This is a genomic window from Lentilitoribacter sp. JB5-8, assembly GCF_055693385.1.
Genome location: NZ_CM146332.1, coordinates 337,957 through 356,227, shown reverse-complemented (window position 1 = coordinate 356,227; position 18,271 = coordinate 337,957). Strand labels below are relative to the sequence as shown.

The window sequence follows — 18,271 nt, the reverse complement described above, 5'->3', positions numbered from 1 at the left end:
TTCCAATGCGTTGTAAATTATTTGCAGGCTTTCTAGCCAATATTCTCTTACTTATAGTAACTAGCACGGGTTTTGCTCAAACCTATAACTACCTTCACAATGGCTCAGAAATGAAACTTTCAGTCAATGGTGATCAGGTGCAGATATTTTATCAAAAACCACGACCTGGTCTTGAAGGCGTGGGAGTGAGGCCGGGAACCTTGCTTGTAAATGGACGCATACAAGACGGATATTTTGATGGGCAGGCCCGCATCTTCAATGCAAATTGTGGTGAGGTCGATTACTATGTCTATGGGGATTTGTACCCCGGAAGAGATTTTAAACTGAAGGGCGCAGCTCCGGTCGTTTCAAATGTGAGTTGCCGGATTGTGAACAATACTTATGATGGTTCAAATGCCAATCTTAATTTTGTAAGGATTTCGAGCGGGCCAGCACCCCAGCCACCTGTGGCAAAAGGGACGTGCGTTACAGGCGTGAACAGTTTTTTAAATGTTCGCACACGACCATCGAGTGCGGCTGGAAAAGTCGGATTCCTCACTGCCAATAGCTGCGGCATTGAAAAAATTGGAAGTTGTAACAGTGGCTGGTGTTTGATCAGACAAAACAAGATAATTGGCTGGGTATCTTCCCAATATTTGAAATAGATTTATCTGGGGTCTCATCCAATTTGTGTGACGGCTCGGCTCTTAATTGCTTTGTAAAACTTCGAAAATTCTACTATCCATTATTTTGCAAACTGTTTATATGAGAACTCTTTGATGGGCTGCTAAACACTAGCAGCCCAAACCTTTTGGGGTGAAGATAATTGCACTCGTCTATCGATTTGTTATTCTCGTGCTTGTCTCCATAGTTTTTGTGTGGTTTCTTACAAAAATATCATATTGCCTAAATGCGTATTAGGTTCACAAGCTCAAATTAGAACAGATTTTCAATAAACTAGTTTACTTGCAACTTGTTTGAATAAAAAAATGGCAATAAAAATCAATGTACTATTCATCTGCGGTTCATAGGTGATAATCTAAGCTTTGCGCAAATAGGAGAATAATGTGCAAACTAAGAATGTTGTAACAAAAGATGGAATTGCATTGATGCACCGAATGTTTTTGGGTGATCAATCAGAAAAAGTTGCATTTATTACGCATTCTCAGGCCCAACATACGCTTAATTTGAAACCAACAATGCTCGGGCTTTGTGAAAAAGGCTGGACGGTTCATGGCACTGATTTAAGAGGCCATGGTTTTTCCTCTGGTCCACGGGCGCCGCTCGCCCATATGGACTTAAATTCCGGGTGGGATTTATTAGTTGACGATTTAAGGCTTGGATATGAAACCGCTTTTGCGGGAACCAGTTGGGAAGATCGTTTAGTAGTGGCTCCAAATATTGGTGCTCCGTTGACAATAGAGGTATTAAAAACCTGGACAGACCTTGCCAAACATATTGTGTTTGTAACCCCTCCTGCCAACCAGCCAGCGCTGTTAAAGCTTGGGCGCAGTTTTGCAAAAGCTAGATCGCATTTACATCCGGTTGATGCTCCGGATGAATTAATTCTCAATCAGTTATACTCTTTTTTTGGTGCAAGATTGGCTGATAGAGAACGCTTGATCGATGTTGTTTCAAGTGATCGCAAGATTACAGATATGTTGCTTGATGATGAGTTTGCATGGCCCACGCCAACCACGGGTTATTTTCATGAAATGTTTCGGGGTATTGATCAGGCGTGGAAATGGCCAGACAAGGTTTCTGTTAAAGATGGAACATCTATACTTATCTTATATGGCGGAGATGATCCGGTGACTGCAAATGGCAAATTTGTTGCCAAGATGAGAGAACATCTCATCGATATGGGCATATCTAACGTTGATGCTCACTGTGTTGAAAATGGCCGATCAGGATTGGTCATTGAAGAAGAAAGATTTGGAATTTCGACCATTATTCACCAGTGGGTCTCGGGTTGTCTTCATACCGAATTTAAAGATGATTTAGGTAACTTAACTGAAATCACATCCAATGTTTTAAATAAACTTGGATTACAAAGTTTTGATGCTGAACTCAGTGCTGATGAACTGGTTGAGCTATGTTACGATGCCATTGATAATGAAAGTCGTTGGATAGAAACCCTCTATCGGGTTGCCTATGCGATTTCGACCGACGAGTCGTTGGATGAAAAACAGCTTGAAGCAATTTTGCTTGCAATTATGCCCCATTGGGAACGTTCGTTTCAGCTTAATAAACAGGTTATGCAATCTGCTGCCCTCGGGGCGGTGCTGCAAAATGTCATTAATCGATTAAGCATCGGAATGGCAATCGTATCTGATGATATGACCATATCTTACGCCAATGATCAGTTTTTCAAAAACTTTAGTGCTATCTCTGATGGCATGGAGAATAGTGCTGATTTAGACGAGCTCTCAAATCTGCTTAAGGCGCAAATCAGTAGCCAATTTATAAGTCAATGTAAGACAAAAGCGGGCGAAGCGCTGCTGGTGCTAGATGAGACACCGGTCGGGTTTCACTTTCGGCCGCAAGCATTGAAACAAACTTCTTTGAAGCGCGGCGGTGCGTCAGGCGTCCTTATTCTTCGCCCACCCGAATCGGAAAAGAACGAAGATCATGATTTGCGCCAAGAGCTTATTCAATTTGCCTATGGTTTAACAATTAAGGAAGCGGAGGCTGCGTGTTGTATTATTGATGGTCTATCGCCTCATCAGATGGCGACGCAACTGGGAATTTCCATTAATACGGCCCGCACACATCTCAAGCGAGTTTATGAAAAAATCGGTGTCCAGGGCCAATCAGAACTTACCTCTCGCCTGTTGAAAGGGCCAATCGGTCTCTTATCAGATGGCAATTAGTTGCTAATCGGAAAATTAATATAGATTTTGTTGTAAATGGAGTGAACGGTTTCCGATATAATCCGTATAGATTACATCTGCTTGTTTTAAAGGTTTATAAAAATTGTATTCTTTGCTCTCGGCGTCTGAAAAAATTGAAAAATGTGATGATTTGGATTCAGTATGGAAGATATTTGAACAATCCATAATGGAAATGGGGTTTAAATATTTTATCTATCTGTATGCCTCTTCTCCCAAGCACGTTTTATATGCACATGCAAATTTGAATTTGCATCAAGATACTGAAAATCCGTACGACCCTTTCTTACATTATTGTTGCGAAAACTATTCTGTCACCAAAACCGGGGCTTCATATTTGCCTGACTATCCTTATTTGCCACAATCGGCAATGGAACTAATTAAAGGTGCAGAACGTCTTGGATTTAAATCTGGTTTGGGCATACCTATGCGGTTGCGCCACTCTCCCAAATTTGGTGGATTTAATCTTGGCACGGGTCTGGAAAGAGACGCATTTGAAGAAAAGCATTTGCCACAGGTTGAGAATTTGCGCTCTTTTTGCCTCGTTACCCATAGGCGTTTTGAAGAGTTGCTGGGAAATAATCTCAATTTTCGAGAGAGTAAAATACCAAAGCCAGCTTCAATTATGGATCAGCTCAGTCCACGAGAAAGCGAAGTTATCGGACAATTAGCTGTCGGTGCATCGCGCCCGGAAATTGCAAAAAACCTCGATATTTCTGAAAACACTGTTGGTACTCACATCAAAAATATTTATGCGAAGCTTAATGTTAGCTCAAACGTTGAAGCTGTGCGCCTTTATATTTCTGAAGCCGTAAAATAGTATTCTATATCACCGGATCCGGTGAGGCTCTGTCGTCAATTTATCCGTTAAATATGCTCCATTCGCAATCATGAAACCTGCATGATTGCTTTCCACGTTTTTGGGGTTTGTGATGGAATCGATTATTGCGATTGTCTTTATTTTGTTTGTATTGCCACTTGCATTGGTACTTTGGCAGGGTGCACGAAGCAAAGGACACAATTCTTTAAATACTTACCTGACAAATGATGGGTGCAATGGATATATTGCGACGATTGCGGGTGCAATTTGCGGTAATGTTGGCATAGGTAGTTTCATTGCTATTTTTTTGTTCACGAGCCAAAGCCCTGTTATAGGGTTTTCAATTGTTGGGGCCTATACTTTTGGGTTAATTATTTGTGCCATTATGGTGCCGCGGATCAAGCAAAAAGCAGAAAAGCTTGGTTCTGTGGGGCTTATCGATCTAATTTCATTGAGCCACAATAGCCAATCAAAAACAGCAATCTGGTTCCCTGTTGCTATTGTTTTCATAATAAGATCTGCAGTGCAACTTGCAGCACTTGGGTTTCTTGCCACTCAAGTTTTTGGAGGGTCGCAAACAATGATCACTCTTTTGGTTGCTGGGTTGATTGCATTATATCTTGTGATTGGCGGTTATCGCGCGGCTGTTGAAACTGACATTATCCAATCACTTGTCATTGTGGCGGTTGTTGCGCTAGCAATTATCGGACTGCCCTCACTGGAGGGGACTGGTAAACCATTTTTCAATTTTGAGCCCTATAAACCGGCAATTTTAGTTGGTATCTGGCTTTTCATACCCTTTAGTGCGGTGTTGGCGGTAGATAATTGGCAACGCATCACAATTGCGAGCTCTACCAAGGTTGCACAACGTTCATATCTTTTTGCTGCACTGGTCTGTGGCGTGATTTTTTTAACAATCGCATATGTGGGATATTGGTCGCAAAACACATCGGTTTATGAGAGCTTTGAAAGCCTGCTACCAAGCGGATATACCTGGTTGGCAAACGCGATGTTCATCGCCTGTATTATGTCATCTATCGATACGTTTATTATGCCTCTTGCGTCGGCTGTTGGGCAAAAATGGTCGATGAAGCAACTGAGGACATTGATCGTGTTTTTGGTGTTTGTCACGGCGCTTGCAGCAATCTTGATTGGTGATGTTTTAACAAATATTATTGCAGCATTTAACTCGTTGGTCGTTTTCTTGCCTGCAACATTTGGGGCGCTTTTCTTAAAAAATCTTAATCCAGCGGCTGCCACGTCTTCCATGTGGTTAGGTTTATTAGCTGCGTGCGGATTTACTCTGATAGATGAAAATATTGCAGCCCTCGTTGGCTTTTTGGTTGCAAGCGGCGTTTATGGGTTGGTGATGATTTATGCCCCTCGCGTTACCAAAACTGCTTAAGTTCAACAATCAAGCGTTATGGCATTGTTCTATCGGGCGCAGAGTCTCATTCTTACCTTGTCACCCAAATGAGTGATTTGGATGTTTTAAACATCAGTTAGCTTGAACTCCAACAAAGGAGTAGAGGCATGAAACATATTATTTTTGCTGGTTTTCTGGCTATTTCGTTTGCGACTTTTTCAACAATTGATGAAGCAGAAGCTGCAAATTGCAAAGTCAATCTAACAGTCGCTAATAAATCAAACAAACATATGGGCCTTCTTGTTCAATCAAGAACACGGGCAAACGCAACTTGGCGTAATATGGATGGCGCCTTGTGGAACAATGTCTGGAGTTTCGATCGTATTCGATCCCATGGAATTGATCCACGTGGCACGTTGCGAAGCACGGTTACTTTCACGTTGGTTGGCTGTAAAGTGAAGCGTAAGGCACGGATTGTTTATACGTGTTTGGATCAAGGTAACAGACCCTATCAGCGAGTGAGCAATCTTTGGGGCGGTGGCTTTGCTAGACCTAAAGATATTCGCGTCACCGCGCCTTGTTAGCTTGGTTCCCCAGGCGCAGGTATCATTCATGAAAAAGCTGATCGCATTTCTTCTTATATTTCTGTCTCACTTGTCGCCAATTTATGCACAAGATGAAGAACTGCATCCCGTTTGCGAGGCGGTTGCCAATGCCCCTTTGACTACTTTTAGCCAAATAGAAGTCACTAAAATCATTGATGAAGGGGAAAATCCGGACAAGTTTGCCATAATCCCAATTTTTAAGTCAAAAAGTTTTAGCGCCCCAGGTATTATAATTTCGGAACAACAAACCAATATGAGCTTTGTTGTTCCGCCTCTGCCTGCTCGTGGGGAGGAGTATGTTTTCTCGGCTGTCCAACTATCTGAGACAAGCGAACTGGAATATTTATGTAAGGATATGCCTGTTAACATACAGCGCCATACGATTAAAAAGGGTGGTTATTTAGAACTGATTGATAGTGTTGAGGGTCTGGCTTTCTCTGGCAACTCGTTGAGCAATGAGGCTGGCTTTGAGCTCTTTCCTGAAGAAATGGTGGAATATGTCAACCAACTAAACGAGGATGCTGCCGCGGATTATTATTTCGCAGATGAAAATATGCAATTTAGATTGGATGGTATTGCTGCAGCATTTTTGCATCACGGTATAGATTTGGTGGATCTAACAAAGCAGACCAAAGACCTTCATCAAGATATCCAACTCAATAAATTCATGCGTGGAGATCTAAGGTTTGATCCTAATCCGCTAAAGCCAGCCCCTTTGCAATATGCTGCTGTAACTCAGCATAGGAATGATGTGTCATCAGGCATTTATAATAGTCGACTATTTGATTCTCAATTGCCAAACCCGGAACACAAAATAATTGCGCAAAATAATGGAGCTGTTGCCAAATCATGGGCAGACATTATGTGCCCCGATAACGGGCGTGACCTCATCATATTGTCCAAAAAAGGGTCATCAGGGAATATTCACTCCCACCAAGACGTCAACAAATATTATACCGCAGCTCAAATCACTGCGCAGTTATCGGCAGGGCTTGCTGGTCTCCATTTTGCTGGAAGCAAAGGCGCAGAAGCAAGTTCTGGCGCTGTTGGCACAGCGTTCACAATGTATTCCATGAAACAGGATTTTTTGGGTGGGATGCTGCCAACATTGTTTGTTCGGATGGAAACCGAAAAAGAGAATTATCCCATTTATGAGGATTCAGGCGCCAATCCTGTTGTTCAGATTAAAAAGGTAACCATTACAACTAGAACCCGCGGTTGGGATGTTTCAAAAGCAGGTTGGGATTGGGCATGGAATGCAGCAAGTGTCATTAGTAAATCCCCGAGTTCAGTGATCACTGATAAGGTGATGAAAGCCGGTAAGTTTTCATCGGAAATTGAAAAGGGATTAGCTGAAGTCTTATTCAGTACCGGTGTCGGCGGTTGGGAGGGCGTGGGCTTATCAAAGCTTTATAACGGGATGGACCCAAGCGCAAAATTTCCTCCTGTCGAGTGTAAAACAGACATCACCAAATCCCCCTATTCAGAATTCATGCTCTTGGGAGGTAACAGCTTTGCATCTTTACTTGAAAAATCCGATTTGCATTTAATTGGATTAAAGGCTGGCTCCCATCCTTATTTGCTTCACCCAAGTATCGACTTAGTTCTTAATAATATTCCAAATCCTTGGCCGACCAAAGAACTTGAAATTCCAGAACTTGAAGTCGAATTTGAGGGACCTTCCGAAATCAAATACGGTGAAAGCGCGACGTATAAAATCACATTGATCAATTCAGATCCCAAGGCGGGGACACAGATTAATGCATATCATCAATCATTACTTCCAATTATGGGAGAACAATTGGATGCCAATACATATAGATTGGATACAAGCGATCTCACAAGTGATCTTGTGGGTGGTTCATGTCGTGATCGTACAGTTAGTCTCAAAGTACGTTTATCAGGAGAATTTTTAAGAGAGTCAAATTTGGACGCTCGAACCTTCACCCGAGATGTTCATCTTAAAAATGATGAATCTAATGAAAGCTGCGAAGAAGATACCGAAAAAGAATATGTTGCGGGGATTATTTTGGATCCCATTCCACGAGCTGGTCTTTTGAATGTCCCGCAAGATAAGGGTTTTTTTGTTTCTTTAACACCCAAGCCAACTATACAATTGATGGTAATATAACAGAGGCAGTTGCTGAATGGTGCTTTGAAAAAGAGCCGGGCGTAGATTATTCAATGTCTCCGACTGATTATGGTTTTGTTTTTAGTCGCCATGGTGAAAATTCGACAGATGTTGAATATGCCTATCTTGGACGGCGCTATGAGGATGTGAGAGAAAACCTGCTTACATATAATGCAACTGTACCTCCTATACCTATGCCGCCGATGAGCTTACTGCGCCAATTGGGACATGCAGAAGAAATTTATGAGAAAAACCCTGAATTGTATGAACTTATCACCGAGCGGACTGCAGTTGGGGGTCATCCATGGCAGTATGTTTTAAAGCATCGGAATATCTATTATTTCATGGATGTTTTGGACAAAGATAATGGGCTGGCTTTTGCCGGACGATTCCCCTATTGCGATAGCAATTGTCGGCGTAACGAAGAAATACCACCTGTCATTCATCCAATTGCGGAGGAACTACGAAAAAAGGGCCAAGAACAGTCAGAAGAAGAAAGCAAGAAAGAACCTGACCCCCTTTCAGGTAAAGCGGATGAGCAGGGACTTCATTCTGATGACCCGGGAAGAGAGCCTACACCGCTTAATTCAAATGGCGGCGGCTCCAGCGGCGTGAGCGGAGGCGAGATCGTGAGCGTATCTCATAAAGTGTTGGGTGATGCTGGCATGAAGCTTATATTGCGTCAGCCCAGTGCTGAACAATTATATGCAGAACTTACAATCGTTTCCAAATCCAAGACGAGTTGTTTAAATCTGGCGCGCAAGATCACCCCAATTGAGACAATATGTGACACCATGGAAGAAGGCGGCAAAAATCTATTCAATCTCACTGCGGAAGCTGACAAGCAGACCGAACATAAACTCTGGGAAAGTTCGTTTGTTGCGGCACATGATAGTTTTAAATTTGATGCGCAAATATGGTTTAATGGCAATCAAGCTCGTTTGCTTATATCACCCAATGGCGGGCGAGGCGGCAGTGTTTATCTGGCTGCCACGGCTGAAATGTATGATCGTGTAGCAAATAACTTGCCGCAGTGAGAAATTAAAAATTATTCAATATATCTGACTAGCTGTTGGCTTTTGGACAAGATAGATCGCAAATTAGCTTCGAGCACACGATGTTGGCGTTGCAAAGATGCTTTGTCTTTATTGTCGTAGTCTATGCCAATCAATCCGCGTAGAAAAAGTTGATCTTTTTTGATGTACGCTTCTACCGAATAATCTGTATGCAGCGACATCAGGCTCACCTGTGTAGCTGGCGTCAGAGATTGATAGAGTTGTTGCTCAGTACCTTTGATTAGGTTGACTTTGAACATGTCGTTGAATTCAATAGATTCTAAATCCTTATCATTTTTCAACTTGATGATTTTGATGTCGCCTGTCAGCATTGCCTCAATTTTTGTGTCGCGTTTCAAATGCAATCCTAGAACAAACATCACGGTTGCGGTTTCACTGGCGGGCATTGCTAGGTCATTAAGGTTTTGCAACGAGATATCTGCCTGGGATAGATCAGGACGCCTAAAATCTTGATCAAATCCCTCAAGTGCCAGCCAAAATGGCTTTGTTTCATGTATGCCCCAAATGCCTATGGTCGGGTTAAGGGGCGCAGCTATTGCAATGCTGGGCCACATAAATTCTTCAATGTTGTGGACTATGGCCACGGCAAAAGGATCAGCAGCCATCACGATGGGGTGTTTTTGTGTTTTTTGAGAAATATCTTTTGCAAGGTTAGCGACTTGCCAATCAGGGATTTTCGGATAGTGGGCTTTTTTTGCAGTCGCATCATCAAGCTTTGCTCTGATCTCAGCAACTCTTTCGCCATAAGTTTTAGCGCCGCGCTTAAGGTTGATTGGGATGGGTTTGAAAAAATGTCGATGCGTTGTTCCCAGAGTTAATGCGACGGCATGAAATAATAGCCCAAATCTGTCTCTAGTTTTATCTTCTGGGCTGCCATTTTCCGTTAGAGCACAATATCCACCTCCGGCAAATATCAGGACCATGCAGAAAGTTCCAACGTGGGACACCCAGTCAGGCCAGTTGTGCGTGAGGTTCAGCATATCAAGAATGACTAGAGGTATGAGGAAACAAAATCCTGCAAAAACGATAGCCAAAGCAAACTTATAACTTGGCTTCATTTTGACGGCGATGGGAACATATTCGTTCCGTTCTATCGAAGTTGAATCTCCAAATAGGTCCCATGTGGTTTGGTCGTTGTTTTCCATAAAGGCGTTTTAAACCTCAAACAAGAAACCACATCACCCATTTGAATGACGCGTTGGTATACTTTTTGAGATTAGTACGTTGCTAATATTTCAGGAGATAAATTTGAGACGGGTAAGTAAAAAGATGATGCGGTTTGGCATTCTGCTGGGGGCAGTTCTCATGATATCATCCGCATCTGCGTTTGCTAATTGTTCTTTAGAACTTTTTCCTGTGATGCAAAAAGTCAAATCCGATGATCCTTCAAGCGATCATTATGACCTCGAGTTCAAGATTAACTTAGAGACAAGTTCTGGTTATCACCTCAAAAACTTGCCTCTCATTAAGCAGGCTATTTCTCGCCAAGATATGAAGATCATCCAATTTGCGAAGATTTACGCGATAGAAGATGAGCGGTTTTGCGAGGAGGAAATCCGAGTGGAATTAAATAGTTTATGTTTCATAAAAATAACGCGGAATGGCATAAAACTGGGCATGAATACTCCTTTTAAAACCAGCTATCTACCGGCGCGAAATCAAACGTCTTTCCAGCGCAGATATGAGTTTAAGGTTGATTGTTAAAATGCATACATATGCGATGAATGACAGCTCTAGCTCAGAGGATGCAAACGGACAAAGTGGTGAATTTTGGGATCCGTTTGAAACATCTGTTTATGTGATCGACGGACCAGAACTTGAAGCATCACCAAAATTTTATATCCCGCAGGTTTTCGTCAAACTCGCGGTAATTATGCCAATCGTGGCAGTTGTCCTGTTTGTGTGTCTCTTCTTCATTGCCCGATCTCAATCGATCTGGATTTTGATAATTGGCTCTTTAATCCCAGCAGTCATTTTCTATGCAATATTGGTTCCCAAATATTCCGGTGCAAAGGAACGAAAGCAAAGATCGGTTAAGAAAAGCGCAAATAAACTTAAATTCGCGATGCGTAGCGAAATTGCGCCAGATCGTCGAGTTGCTGTTTCAAAACGCCTTTTGCCATTTTTTAAAATGAAGCTTGGCTCGGCGTTGCCAATTTCGTTGCGATATGAAGTGTGGGGTCATAGCAGAGATGGACATATTCCGCTTTGGATGGGGCTTGATTTAATTACCTCCGCCAGTTTTTTTGGTGGCCCCAAGAACCAGACCAAAGGTGTAAAAGGCAATATGGTTGGCCAGGTACTAACCTTTGTTGTCGGTTATGAATTAGCGCGCGATACAAGGGTCAGAGTTGAAATTTTTCCCGAATTTAAAACACCCTTGGGACCACTTGATATTGATATCAAAACTGAAAACACTCAGTTCAACAGTACCTATAATATCCGTTTGAGTTCTGAGGATGGACAATCGGTGGCGCAAGGCATGTCAGCACCACTGCTGCAGGTGCTTACGCCTGCTTTTCAGTCAACACTCATCGATTTGGCAGATAGATATTCAACACGGATTATCATTGATGGTCATGCGGTGTTTTTTGCAGGCAGCCACAATATTGTCAGCTCAGATCAGGATGAACTTGATGGGCTTATCGAACAAACAATTGCTTCCTTATCGGAAGCTGCAACCTCATTTAAAAGATATGCTGAATAGGAAATGTCATGTTTATGAGCATCATTATGGTAATTGCCATTACCGTTGGAATTTACATTCGTTTTTACAATAAATTGGTGGTTGCAAAAACCAAAGTCCAGGAAGGTTGGTCCGGTATCACCGTTCAGCTGAAACGCCGACACGCGCTTGTGGGGAATTTGGTAAGCACGGTCAAATCTGCAATGGATCATGAAAATGCAATTGTCGACAAAATACAAAATGCTAGAACCGAGGCGCTAAAAGCTCTCGCTCATAATGAACCAAAAGCTGTCACAGAAGCGGAAGCTGCCTTGACCAGTGCTTTAACTTCGTTTGTTGGTTACACAGAAGATAACCCGGAAATTACCGCAAATGAAAATATCAAGTTGCTTCAAACTCAACTTGAGGAAACGGAAGATCAGATCGCTGCTTCGCGTCGATTATACAACGGCAATGTACAGATTTATAATACGAAAATTCTGAGCATTCCCTCAAACTATATTGCAAATTTTCACGGGTTCAAATCAGTAGACATGTTTGATGTCAGTGCGGAAGAGAAAAAAATCATTGCTGAAGATCCGGTCGTCAATTTATAATTATGAAGACTTTATTGGAAGAGACTTAGAAGTTATTTCCGCTCATTTACCAACACACCACCCAGCTTGAGAAACAGCTCAAGCGTGTCATCATCCATCTGAGATGCGAGAAGATTAAGCTGGGCAAAGAGTGTTTGGCGATCCTGATCTAGCAGAGGATCGACACCCTCAAAGAATTCCCGCATAGGAACTTCAAGGGCTTTTGCAATATCGTTAAGCGTTGAGAAGTTGGGTGCTGTTTTGCCACGCTCCAGATTTGAGATGGCCTCAAATGTCTTATCAAAAGCTTCTGCCAGCGGCGAAGCTTTGGTTAAAGGAGATGGATATGAAACTATTGGCACTGGTCTTTTTGGGTATTTTGTTTGAAGTTACATTATCTCAGGCAAATGATGATGGAGATTATGTTCTAACCGATGAAGCACTTTTAAAACTTCATGTAGAGCTGAATGCATGTGATGCAGATGCAAAGCATTATGGTTTTCCAAATTACGGAAGATGTTCAGATTTCCAGCATATGCTTGTCTCCCATTATTCCAGCTATGATGAGTATCAGTAAGCAAGAAAGACTAATCAATAAGTTTTTCTTCTGACAGACTTATCTTAGTAGTCACTTACCCATTTAAGGTTCTTACGTCGTTCCATTGATATGAGATTTAAGTGACAGAGACACGTGCAGATTTTATAAATCTGCGCGTGTTTTTTTCCATCTAAAGTTATCCGTTTTTCCTCAAAAGATAGGTCGCTCTTTTGATCAGACGGCTTTAGATGTGATCTCTAATTCTAATCATCGTCGATCGTGTTAAATTCGTAAGAACTGACTTCGCTAGGCGACCGACCATACATTTTTTTGAACGCTGCAGAAAAACTGGTCGTATGATTGTACCCGGCTTGATAAGCAGCTTCTTTGATCGTCGCAGAGCCGTTCTCTAAATCCATACGTGCTCTTTCAAGTTTTTCCTTCGTAAGTATTTGAAAAACACTATGGCCAAATAATTCATTGAAAATGATGTTCAGTCTTCTCGGTGCAACACCAACAAGTCTTGCTAGTTCATTAAGTTCAAGCGTGATGCCTTTTCGAGCAGCATATTTAAACACACCACGTAAGACATTGGCTTCACGTTTAAGCGTATTCAGTGAAGGTGCTACATGTTCAACAGGACATATGATTGTCTTTGACCCACGTTCATATTCAATGAAATGGATATCTCTACCTGGTCCATTGATCCAATAGCTCTTTCTCCAATCCAGATATTCATAAATTCGTGGTTCACCAATTGTGTTGATTGTCTGCTTCTCAAAAAAGCCAATGAGAAACCGTTCACCAATACGTTTTGCATATTTGGCTTTGGCTAAAGCTTTGGGATCAATCCTCGCATCCACATACAGACTATCGATGTAGCCCTTACAGACCCGATCAAAGCTTGTTTTTCCTTCCAGTATCTTATGTTTGGCTTGGAACTTGGCATCAGCATATATGTCTTTGGCTTTATAATGTGCTTCAGCCAGATCATCAGTTCCAAGTGACACACGTTGTTGGCCGTGTCCGGCCAGTGAAAACCGCATCATATAATTGCGTGATCCCTTGCGCTTGGTAATCACGTAAGGAAGCTCTTCTGCTTCCACATTCTTTGCATTGAAATTCAATTGCATCTCCCACATCAGATTGAGCCATATTCAGATTGGCTAGCATGTGAGATCTCACACAAATACAAATAGTTTTTACGGGCTAAGCCAGTAGTTGAACATCAATCAAGCTGACAGCTCAAGATCCGACCCACGCTAACACTGTGCTAGCTATTCACTCAAGCTGCAGCCAGCCAAATTCAAAATCAACCAAAGAAAATCATGATCCAAAACTGGCTTAAAGAACTGCTTGTGAATTCAAAGTAGAGGTCAGTATTTTTAGAGTGACGGCAGCAGATGGCCCCTAAGAGAAATTCAGTTTGAAGGATGACAGGGGTTTTGAGTTTTCAGATAAATAGCAAAATTCAACTTGCGAATATGCGATTTGACCACATGGCTGCCACAAAGCAGGCTTTATATAAAGCATCTAAAATTCAAACGAGCGCAGCATTATGATATGGTTTCTATTTAAGTGAAAAAGCTTCCACTTATTCTTCTTCTTACTTTGGCAACTGCTTATGAGCCTTTGCGTTCTGGGTTTAATTTCGCTAGTCAATCATGTGAATATTTTCCAACTTTTGACCAATTCATAAATTCTTTCGTTAACGCGAAACACATTATTGGATATGGAATTATAAGCCTGATTGCATTATTTACTTTGCAAAATGTAGCTATTTGGCAAACTATCCTAGGAGTTTTGGTATTCTCCGTAACAATGGAAGTCCTTCAAAGTTTTTTCATTACCGGTCATTGTCGCGCTTGGGATTTAGTGCCAAATATACTAGGTGTTGGTTGGGCACTAGTCATCTTCTTACTTACCCGTCATTTTTTAAAGCAAAATAAATTTCGGCGGGATCAACATACATAACGTTTCTGCATTTGGCGCCAACCCGACAATTCACATTCAATCAAGTAGCCCACTTTGAAAACAAAGAAAACCAACCCAAACACCGCGCTCCAAAAAAGTGCAAGGGTCAGTGACTGTGTCGCTAATGTTTTACCATTTTTGGCTTCAACTCAATGAGCGTTTTAAACCGACAATTCAGTCTGGTTTGCTGATACACTTTTTCATCGCTACCACTTAATAGCAATGCCGCCTTTGATTGACCAAGCTTGGTAATCATCATCGCCAATTCCATCATATGACGTAGAGATATCAAAGCTTGCGCCATTTGAATGAACGAGCGAAAATCCTGCTTCGGTAGACGCTCGCAGCCCTTTATCCGCTGCATTTTGGTTGCTTGATAAATATTGATATGCTGTATTTTCCGATACAAAGGTCCAAATACCCTTCAAACCAACATGCGGTGACAAAACAAATTCATTATTCAAATTATGTTTTGTTGATATAGTTGGGCCGAAATTTATTATCCCTGCTTCATAGCTTAAACTCGGGATATTTGCGCCAAAACTTGTGATAAATGCGTCCGTTTCCTCGCGATAATAACTCAGACGGACTTCAGGACGAATATTGAAATATCCATGATCGAAATCACCTGTCAGAGCAGCATTTACTAACCATCTTTCTGAATCAAATTCGTCAGAAAATGTATTAAAAGGTGATGCTGTATTGTCTGCCTTGCCCCAAGATGCGCTGACATCAAAATAGAAACGATCAGTCAGTTTGGCCGTTAAATATGGGCCAAACATGTAGCCAAAACCTTCCGCATTTCCTGACCCGTTTGTTTGCTCTAAGTTTGTCCAGTCTAACTGACTGCCTAAACCAATCAGAAGATTTTTTGTGGCGAGATAATCAACACCGGAATGCAGGATTGTAAAACTACCTTCCCCGTTTGTATCAGAAAACTGGTTGTAATTGCCTTCCACCCAGAAATCATAACGTTTGATATCATCACTTTTTTCTTCATTAGCACCGTGTGCAGGGGCCAGAGCATCGAATGCATCATAAGCGCTATTTACATTGGTCGTATTAGCATAGGCCAATGCATCAGTTTGGCTCGCGGCAACCGGGTTTGCAGCCACACGCGCCTCAGGCTTTTTAGCTCGAGATTTGCGCATGCTATAAGCAAAGCTGCTTTGATTTTCGCCCAAACTTGCAGAGAATGGCAAATATCCACTTATGACGGTCAGGCCAAAACCTGATACGCTACCGTCGTTTGTATCATTGCCATTTAATCGATCAATACGCCTTGATTGGATTGGCCGGTTTTGTGTGATGAGATCACCCCGGGCTTGAATGAATGAGCCAATGAGTTCAATTGGCTTTTCAATTGCACTATCTGTTATGGTGACACGGGTAGCAGCGGTATTGCCGTTCAGTCCACTATCCTGTGCAACATCAGCGTTGACATCAATTGTGATAGCGTGCGCACCAGAGGGTGTGATTTTTGCTCGATAGTTACTAGCGTCGATGGTTACAAAATCTGATACCGATCCGTTCCCAATGGTTACGTCTCCAATCTCAAATCCTGTAACATCTTCGGAAAATTCAAAATCAGCATAAAATGTATTCACACCATCATGGCTGGAAGGTGTGTTTAATATCGAAACTGTAGGCGCAGTAAGATCTCCTCCAAAGGCGCCGCCTGCTAATTGAGCGCTGGCAATGCTGCAAATATATCTGCCATTTGCATCTGCTGCCGTTCTAGAAATTGTTGCGGTATAACGCGCTACTTGGCTATCGGGGAAGCTGAAAAAAGCCGTCACAGATGATGATGTTCCCGGAGCCAAAATTGCCTCACGTGAAGTTGTATTGTTACAATTAGGGCAATCAAGTGACGTTGGAACTGCCCCACCACCAGACTCCCTCACAAATTTAAAAACGCCAGAGCTACAGTCAGCCCAACTTGAGAAAACACGAATGCCATCAGTTGGAATCGCGACTGAAGACGTGCAGGTTGCGCTTCCTCCAGATAAATTCCGCTCGGCGAAACTGTATGCATAATTTCCAACCTGATTGGTCTGAACACTATCATTAGGGCAAGCGACTTGGGCCTGCGCGCTAAGCGAGCTGATCATTAACGATAGACCTGTGAGTGGCGCCATCGATACAGCGCAAACCAATGCCGACAGGAGCTTCTTCGTAAACATTATAACTTTCCTTTGGTTTAAATCCCTGTCGGGTTTAGGTATTTGGCTGGTGTGATGTGCGATGCTAATTGTCTCTTAGTGCGTCTTTTGACGCCTCTAATTCGACAATCATCAAATAATTGAAAGTTGAGTTCCAACTGGAGGGCACATCGGCTCATCACTGTTACGGTTGATCAGTTAGACAAAGGCGGCGAGTTGGCGTTTGTCATCCTGATTAGTTGTGTCTGGATATCTTACTAAATTCTGCAGAAACGACGTGGCCAGAGCGCTAAGGTTCCCATCATTGTGCATCGTTTGCACTTGAGGAACGTTATTATTAAGAGATTTTATTTGATAATGGGTATTTCCCATTTGTGCCCTCATTCATTGAAAATGGATTGGATTTTGACCAACTCTTTCTCAAGGAACCGACGTAAATGCGCTCTGAATTTGAAAATTGGAAGTGTTTTTTTAGAATCGATTAAGATTTTTAGATTCGGCGAGGGACTTTGCCAAATGGACTGCACGATATTCTGATGGGGAGAAACCAGTGCTTTCACGGAATGCGCGGTTGAACGGACCAAGCGAGCTAAACCCCACTTCATAAGCAACTTCTTGTACTGATGTAGCAGCCATTTCATGAGACGTCAGTTTTATCTTGGCAGCCTCTATCCTTGCATGGTTAATAAAGCTTGAAAAATTGCGATATCCTAAAGTCTGATTGATAGCTTTTCGCACTTGATGCTCTGGGGCGTTTACTTCCAGAGCCAAACCGCCAACTGTTAGTCCCTCTTTGCGCCATACACCAATATGCATAGCCGATTCAATTCGGCGCGCTAACGCCGCTTGTGTTGCCCTTATATGATCAGTGCTTGGTCCCGATTTGACGTGCTGCGTAGTTTCGCCAATCCAGTGATGTGTGTTTACTTTGAACGACCAAATCGTAAAAACGATCAGAATGATGAACGTAAAAAGAGATGATAAAAAAGGAAACAATAAAGATGAATTTCCGATCATAGGATTTAACGTCATTGCATTAAAAACAACACTAAGAAGAATAATTACGGCAACAGACGGTCGTGCACGTCGACGCCGGGACAACAAGTCTTCACGTGCCGCCCAAATGATTATGACCATTAAACTACCAAAGTGAATCACTGCAAAGAGGCGAAGGGGAAGTGCGAGCTCTCGGTAAATTGGAGCCAACATGAGACCGATACATATTATCGCTGCAGACCCCAACCAAAACGCAAATTGGTGACGATCATCGACAAATATTACAAGTATAAACCATGTGAAAAAAAGGGAGATATAGCACCTATATAACGTAAGGTTTGTACGACGTCTTCGTGTATATTAATTTCTGAGGGGGAATTGCCCCAAAGTCGACACAACACACTCACAGACATCAAGGCAAAAGCAATTTTAACTTCTTTTGGGACTGGTCCAAAGGCCAATAATGAAGCCA

At 42.3% G+C, this 18,271-nt stretch carries 17 protein-coding genes; 12 read left to right on the top strand and 5 right to left on the bottom strand.

The features are described 5' to 3' along the window. Positions 1-5 precede the first annotated feature (5 nt). The 7 genes from ACZ1GZ_RS01765 (at position 6) to ACZ1GZ_RS01735 (ending at position 8,829) form a co-directional block, all read left to right on the top strand. Positions 6-644, top strand: coding sequence for an SH3 domain-containing protein (locus ACZ1GZ_RS01765; protein WP_472666707.1), 639 nt, complete (start codon positions 6-8; stop codon positions 642-644). A gap of 402 nt (positions 645-1,046) precedes the next feature. Beyond that, positions 1,047-2,852 (top strand): serine aminopeptidase domain-containing protein, encoded by a 1,806-nt coding sequence (locus tag ACZ1GZ_RS01760; protein ID WP_472666706.1) that lies wholly within the window; start codon positions 1,047-1,049, stop codon positions 2,850-2,852. A 355-nt stretch (positions 2,853-3,207) separates the two neighbouring features. Further along, entirely contained in the window at positions 3,208-3,690 is a 483-nt protein-coding gene (locus tag ACZ1GZ_RS01755) for a response regulator transcription factor (protein ID WP_472666705.1), read from the top strand. Positions 3,691-3,802: 112 nt separating this feature from the next. Next, positions 3,803-5,095, top strand: coding sequence for a hypothetical protein (locus tag ACZ1GZ_RS01750; RefSeq protein ID WP_472666704.1), 1,293 nt, complete (start codon positions 3,803-3,805; stop codon positions 5,093-5,095). A 128-nt stretch (positions 5,096-5,223) separates the two neighbouring features. Next, the gene (locus tag ACZ1GZ_RS01745) at positions 5,224-5,640 is read left to right on the top strand and encodes a hypothetical protein (RefSeq protein WP_472666703.1); all 417 of its coding nucleotides are present in this window, start codon (positions 5,224-5,226) and stop codon (positions 5,638-5,640) included. A 28-nt stretch (positions 5,641-5,668) separates the two neighbouring features. Continuing rightward, on the top strand, positions 5,669-7,792 hold the full coding sequence (locus ACZ1GZ_RS01740) for a hypothetical protein (RefSeq protein WP_472666702.1): 2,124 nt from the start codon (positions 5,669-5,671) through the stop codon (positions 7,790-7,792). Between the two features lie 53 nt (positions 7,793-7,845). Then, positions 7,846-8,829 (top strand): hypothetical protein, encoded by a 984-nt coding sequence (locus ACZ1GZ_RS01735; RefSeq protein WP_472666701.1) that lies wholly within the window; start codon positions 7,846-7,848, stop codon positions 8,827-8,829. 11 nt (positions 8,830-8,840) lie between these two features. Here the strand turns inward: ACZ1GZ_RS01735 and ACZ1GZ_RS01730 are convergent, their stop codons facing one another. Further along, positions 8,841-10,013 carry a hypothetical protein gene (locus ACZ1GZ_RS01730; RefSeq protein ID WP_472666700.1) on the bottom strand — a complete coding sequence of 391 codons (1,173 nt, stop codon included), beginning with the start codon at positions 10,011-10,013 and terminating at the stop codon, positions 8,841-8,843. Positions 10,014-10,116: 103 nt separating this feature from the next. Between ACZ1GZ_RS01730 and ACZ1GZ_RS01725 the strand changes: the two genes are divergently transcribed. From ACZ1GZ_RS01725 to ACZ1GZ_RS01715, 3 genes are read left to right on the top strand one after another with little or no spacing between them, the layout of a single operon-like run. Next, entirely contained in the window at positions 10,117-10,572 is a 456-nt protein-coding gene (locus ACZ1GZ_RS01725; RefSeq protein WP_472666699.1) for a hypothetical protein, read from the top strand. Further along, positions 10,550-11,575, top strand: coding sequence for a hypothetical protein (locus ACZ1GZ_RS01720; RefSeq protein ID WP_472666698.1), 1,026 nt, complete (start codon positions 10,550-10,552; stop codon positions 11,573-11,575). The genes ACZ1GZ_RS01725 and ACZ1GZ_RS01720 overlap by 23 nt, the downstream gene beginning before the upstream one ends. Positions 11,576-11,589: 14 nt before the next feature. Next, positions 11,590-12,150, top strand: coding sequence for a LemA family protein (locus ACZ1GZ_RS01715; RefSeq protein ID WP_472666697.1), 561 nt, complete (start codon positions 11,590-11,592; stop codon positions 12,148-12,150). Positions 12,151-12,182: 32 nt separating this feature from the next. Here ACZ1GZ_RS01715 and ACZ1GZ_RS01710 read toward each other — a convergent pair whose 3' ends face one another. After that, complete coding sequence (locus ACZ1GZ_RS01710; protein WP_472666696.1) at positions 12,183-12,491, bottom strand: helix-turn-helix domain-containing protein; 309 nt, start codon at positions 12,489-12,491, stop codon at positions 12,183-12,185. On the opposite strand from ACZ1GZ_RS01710, the gene ACZ1GZ_RS01705 reads away from it, so the two are divergent. Continuing rightward, positions 12,476-12,706: a hypothetical protein gene (locus ACZ1GZ_RS01705; RefSeq protein WP_472666695.1), complete on the top strand. Its 231-nt coding sequence runs from the start codon at positions 12,476-12,478 to the stop codon at positions 12,704-12,706. The two genes, ACZ1GZ_RS01710 and ACZ1GZ_RS01705, sit on opposite strands and share 16 nt — an antisense overlap. Positions 12,707-12,930: 224 nt before the next feature. Here the strand turns inward: ACZ1GZ_RS01705 and ACZ1GZ_RS01700 are convergent, their stop codons facing one another. Next, positions 12,931-13,794 (bottom strand): helix-turn-helix transcriptional regulator, encoded by an 864-nt coding sequence (locus tag ACZ1GZ_RS01700; RefSeq protein ID WP_472666694.1) that lies wholly within the window; start codon positions 13,792-13,794, stop codon positions 12,931-12,933. A gap of 451 nt (positions 13,795-14,245) precedes the next feature. Between ACZ1GZ_RS01700 and ACZ1GZ_RS01695 the strand changes: the two genes are divergently transcribed. Next, a complete protein-coding gene (locus ACZ1GZ_RS01695) occupies positions 14,246-14,641 on the top strand; it encodes a VanZ family protein (protein WP_472666693.1) in 396 nt (131 codons plus the stop codon). A gap of 206 nt (positions 14,642-14,847) precedes the next feature. On the opposite strand, the gene ACZ1GZ_RS01690 is transcribed toward ACZ1GZ_RS01695, so the two are convergent. Further along, positions 14,848-16,824 carry an autotransporter domain-containing protein gene (locus ACZ1GZ_RS01690; protein WP_472666692.1) on the bottom strand — a complete coding sequence of 659 codons (1,977 nt, stop codon included), beginning with the start codon at positions 16,822-16,824 and terminating at the stop codon, positions 14,848-14,850. A gap of 450 nt (positions 16,825-17,274) precedes the next feature. Further along, positions 17,275-18,012: a helix-turn-helix domain-containing protein gene (locus ACZ1GZ_RS01685; protein WP_472666691.1), complete on the bottom strand. Its 738-nt coding sequence runs from the start codon at positions 18,010-18,012 to the stop codon at positions 17,275-17,277. Positions 18,013-18,271 lie beyond the last annotated feature (259 nt).

What these genes read in the sequence shown, in the direction of transcription:
- ACZ1GZ_RS01765 (WP_472666707.1), top strand. Translation starts at nt 6, where the DNA reads ATGCGTTGTAAATTATTTGCAGGCTTTCTAGCCAATATTCTCTTACTT.
- ACZ1GZ_RS01750 (WP_472666704.1), top strand. Translation starts at nt 3,803, where the DNA reads ATGGAATCGATTATTGCGATTGTCTTTATTTTGTTTGTATTGCCACTT.
- ACZ1GZ_RS01745 (WP_472666703.1), top strand. Translation starts at nt 5,224, where the DNA reads ATGAAACATATTATTTTTGCTGGTTTTCTGGCTATTTCGTTTGCGACT.
- ACZ1GZ_RS01740 (WP_472666702.1), top strand. Translation starts at nt 5,669, where the DNA reads ATGAAAAAGCTGATCGCATTTCTTCTTATATTTCTGTCTCACTTGTCG.
- ACZ1GZ_RS01735 (WP_472666701.1), top strand. Translation starts at nt 7,846, where the DNA reads ATGTCTCCGACTGATTATGGTTTTGTTTTTAGTCGCCATGGTGAAAAT.
- ACZ1GZ_RS01730 (WP_472666700.1), bottom strand. Translation starts at nt 10,013, where the DNA reads ATGGAAAACAACGACCAAACCACATGGGACCTATTTGGAGATTCAACT.
- ACZ1GZ_RS01720 (WP_472666698.1), top strand. Translation starts at nt 10,550, where the DNA reads ATGAGTTTAAGGTTGATTGTTAAAATGCATACATATGCGATGAATGAC.
- ACZ1GZ_RS01715 (WP_472666697.1), top strand. Translation starts at nt 11,590, where the DNA reads ATGAGCATCATTATGGTAATTGCCATTACCGTTGGAATTTACATTCGT.
- ACZ1GZ_RS01705 (WP_472666695.1), top strand. Translation starts at nt 12,476, where the DNA reads ATGAAACTATTGGCACTGGTCTTTTTGGGTATTTTGTTTGAAGTTACA.
- ACZ1GZ_RS01690 (WP_472666692.1), bottom strand. Translation starts at nt 16,824, where the DNA reads ATGTTTACGAAGAAGCTCCTGTCGGCATTGGTTTGCGCTGTATCGATG.
- ACZ1GZ_RS01685 (WP_472666691.1), bottom strand. Translation starts at nt 18,012, where the DNA reads ATGTTGGCTCCAATTTACCGAGAGCTCGCACTTCCCCTTCGCCTCTTT.